Source organism: Polaromonas sp. P1_G4 (assembly GCF_056405475.1).
The window spans coordinates 1-2873 of sequence record NZ_JBFUCA010000517.1 but is presented as its reverse complement, the minus strand read 5'-3'; the positions used below and the strand labels follow the sequence as shown (position 1 = coordinate 2873).

Genomic DNA, 2873 nt, shown 5'->3' with positions numbered 1-2873 from the left:
ATTTGAGTCGTAGCCGGATATGTCAGCTCGGGAGTCTGACCTAGTTTGCCAAAACGGTATTGCATGTAGGCATTCGCTGATGTCTGGGCAGATGTGCGGCAAATCGACATGTGTTTATCGCTTTTCCCCGCGATTGGGCACGACAACACGACCAGCTCGTGCGTTTCGCAATGAGTGCCTGGACCACCGAGTTCCTCGGCAATTGCGAGTGGTGCAATAAATTGGCCAATTCCGAAAGCGATACAAGCCAGGCGATTCATATTCATCATCAGTTCTCCCAATGGTTACGCAGCCAATTTCAGTTCTTCCATCGACGTTTGCAGCGCGCTCGCCGGCACGCCGTCTTTCCACGGCAAGTCCACCGGGTAGTCTTTGAGCAGGCAGTCGTCGGGCAGGCATTCAATCGGCGTGAAGTCGCGGTGGGCGATGTATTCAGGGCGTTTGTGGCGGCGGATGTGGTTGCTCACCGCGCACAGGCTCAGGTAAACGCTTACCCGGTTGAAGGGCGAAAGGTTGCTGCCCGAGGCGTGCACCAGGCAGGAGTGAAAGAGGATCATCGAGCCGGCCGGGCCCTTGGGGCTGACGATGCCGCCTTGCTTTCCACCGGCGCGCTGCACCAGCTGGCGGATCAAATCGTTGTCCACCGTCCAGAGCGGGTAGCTGGTGGTGGTGAGGTCGTGTTTGGCATCGACCACGCCCTTTTTGTGGCTGCCGGGGATGAACATCAGCGGGCCGTTGTGCTCGGTCACGTCGTCCATGAAAATGGCCACGTTCATCGCGCGTTCGGTGGGCATCATGTCGTCGTTCAGCCAGGTGCCATAGTCCTGGTGCCATTGCCACACGTCGCCTTCAAACGCCATCTTGCCGTTGATCTTGAACTGGTGCATGTAGAGCTTTTCGCCTAGCAGGTCTTCCACCGGCTCGATCATGCGCGGGTGCCGCGCGAGCCGGGCAAACGGCTCGCTGTACATGTGCGCGGCGAAGTTGGTACGCACCGCGTCCTTGCCTTTTTCACGCACGTTGTAGTCTTCGCGCCGGCTGTAGAGCTCGGGCACGGCATCGTTGAGCGCCCGGGTTTCTTCAGGCGTGAAGAGGCCGGGGAAAAACAGGTAGCCGTCGCGGTCGAATTGCGCAAGTTGTTCCGGGGTCAGTTTCATCGCATGTCTCCTGTTGCGTGTTGTCGGGTGTTCAGGGCGCCGCGCGGGCGCCGGTTTGGCCGAGTGCGCTGGACAGCAGGTTTGCCAGGTTGTGGCCCGCTTCCTCGCCATGCTCGCGGATCAGCGCTTCGGCCTGGGTTTCATCACCGGCCGCGATGGCCTCGGCAATGGCTTCGTGCTCATCCCAGATCGATTCGCGCATGGTTGATACCTGCAGCACAGCACCCATGGCGCGGCGGATGTGGTGCCAGTGCAGCTGGGCGCTCTGGGCGATCAGCGGGTTGCCCGAGGCGGTGTAAATGGCCGCGTGAAATTGCGCGTCGGTCGCCATCATGGCCTTGACGTCACCGCCCCGCGCGGCCTTTCGGCCCCGGCTGATCAGTTGCGGGTCGAGCCGGCAGCGGCCTTGCGCGGCCAGCCGGGCGGCCAGTGCATCGAGTGCGCTGCGTACCTGGTAGATCTGCACGAGCCAGGCCACGTCCAGTGGCGCCACCAGCACGCCGCGCCCCGGGGCGTCCAGTACAAAGCCGTCCTTCTTCAAAAGGCGCAAAGCCTGCAGTACCGGTTGTCGCGACACCGCGAGTTGCTCGGCAATGTCTTCCTGCATGATGCGCGCACCCGGCGCCAGCGAGCCTTCGCTGATGGCGTCCAGCAGGCTGCGGTAGACCTGGTCGACGAGGTCGGGCGTGGATTCGATTTTGATCAGTTGTTGTGGCATGTTAGTACTCTGTATACAGAATACATTGCGACTGAAGACCTGAAGTTTCGGGTTTACCCGTAAATGGTTGCGGGCGGCCGGGCTGTGCCAAGATGGCACCCGTTGAAGCTGTTTTGATACTTTCAGGAGAAGAACAATGACCCAGCCCGATCCCGCCTGGCTTGACCGCATGTACAACAACCGGGCTTTGGTACCGGACCACGGGGTGTATTTCGCTCGCTGGGCTGACAGCTCGCAGGCCATTCGCAAGCGCGTGCCCTGCCAGATCGATATTCCCTATGGCAACCATGCGGGTGAAATGCTCGACGTGTTTCCGGCGGGTGATTTCGCCACACAGGGCGGCACCCAGGGCCTGGCCGGTGCGCCGGTGCTGGTGTTCATTCACGGCGGGTACTGGCGGTCTCTCGACAAGGCCGACCATTCCTTTGTGGCGCCGGCTTTTACGCAGACGGGCGCCTGTGTCGTGGTGCCGAACTATGCGCTTTGCCCCGCGGTGACCATTCCCCAGATCACCATGCAGATGGTGGCGGCGCTGGCCTGGGCATGGCGCCACATTGCCCATTACGGCGGGGACCCATCCCGCATCACGGTGGTGGGCCATTCAGCCGGTGGGCACCTGGCTGCCATGCTGATGGCGTGCGACTGGAAGGCCTATGCCGGCGACCTGCCTGCAGACCTGCTGAAAAATGCCTTGTCGATTTCCGGCCTGTACGACCTTGAACCCATGCGCCACACGCCTTTCCTGAAGGATTCGCTGAAACTCACACCTGAACAGGTGCTCAAGGCCAGCCCGGCCCTGCTGCCGGCGCCGGGCCGCGGCACCCTGTACAGCGTGGCAGGTGCCGACGAAAGCGCGGAGTTCCTGCGACAGAACGTGTTGATCCAGYAGGCCTGGGGCTCCGGGGTGGTGCCGGTCTGCGAATCCCATCTGGGGCGCAACCACTTCAGCATCCTGGAGGCGCTGACGGAGCCGTCTCACCGCCTGCACCGGCTTGCAT

4 protein-coding genes are annotated in these 2873 nt (G+C 61.9%); 1 reads left to right on the top strand and 3 read right to left on the bottom strand.

What is annotated here, in order from left to right:
* The 3 genes from AC1D1X_RS19780 to AC1D1X_RS19770 all read right to left on the bottom strand — a co-directional run.
* The coding region (locus AC1D1X_RS19780; protein ID WP_477698962.1) for a hypothetical protein at positions 1-266 on the bottom strand (266 nt) is incomplete at its 3' end.
* 18 nt (positions 267-284) lie between these two features.
* Complete coding sequence (locus AC1D1X_RS19775) at positions 285-1157, bottom strand: phytanoyl-CoA dioxygenase family protein (RefSeq protein ID WP_477668023.1); 873 nt, start codon at positions 1155-1157, stop codon at positions 285-287.
* 31 nt (positions 1158-1188) lie between these two features.
* The gene (locus AC1D1X_RS19770) at positions 1189-1875 is read right to left on the bottom strand and encodes a GntR family transcriptional regulator (RefSeq protein WP_477668022.1); all 687 of its coding nucleotides are present in this window, start codon (positions 1873-1875) and stop codon (positions 1189-1191) included.
* Between the two features lie 136 nt (positions 1876-2011).
* Between AC1D1X_RS19770 and AC1D1X_RS19765 the strand changes: the two genes are divergently transcribed.
* On the top strand, positions 2012-2873 hold an 862-nt coding region (locus tag AC1D1X_RS19765; protein WP_477698961.1), incomplete at its 3' end, for an alpha/beta hydrolase.

Bases quoted from the DNA above. Each gene is read 5' to 3' on its own strand.
- AC1D1X_RS19775 (WP_477668023.1), bottom strand. From the start codon at position 1,157: ATGAAACTGACCCCGGAACAACTTGCGCAATTCGACCGCGACGGCTAC.
- AC1D1X_RS19770 (WP_477668022.1), bottom strand. From the start codon at position 1,875: ATGCCACAACAACTGATCAAAATCGAATCCACGCCCGACCTCGTCGAC.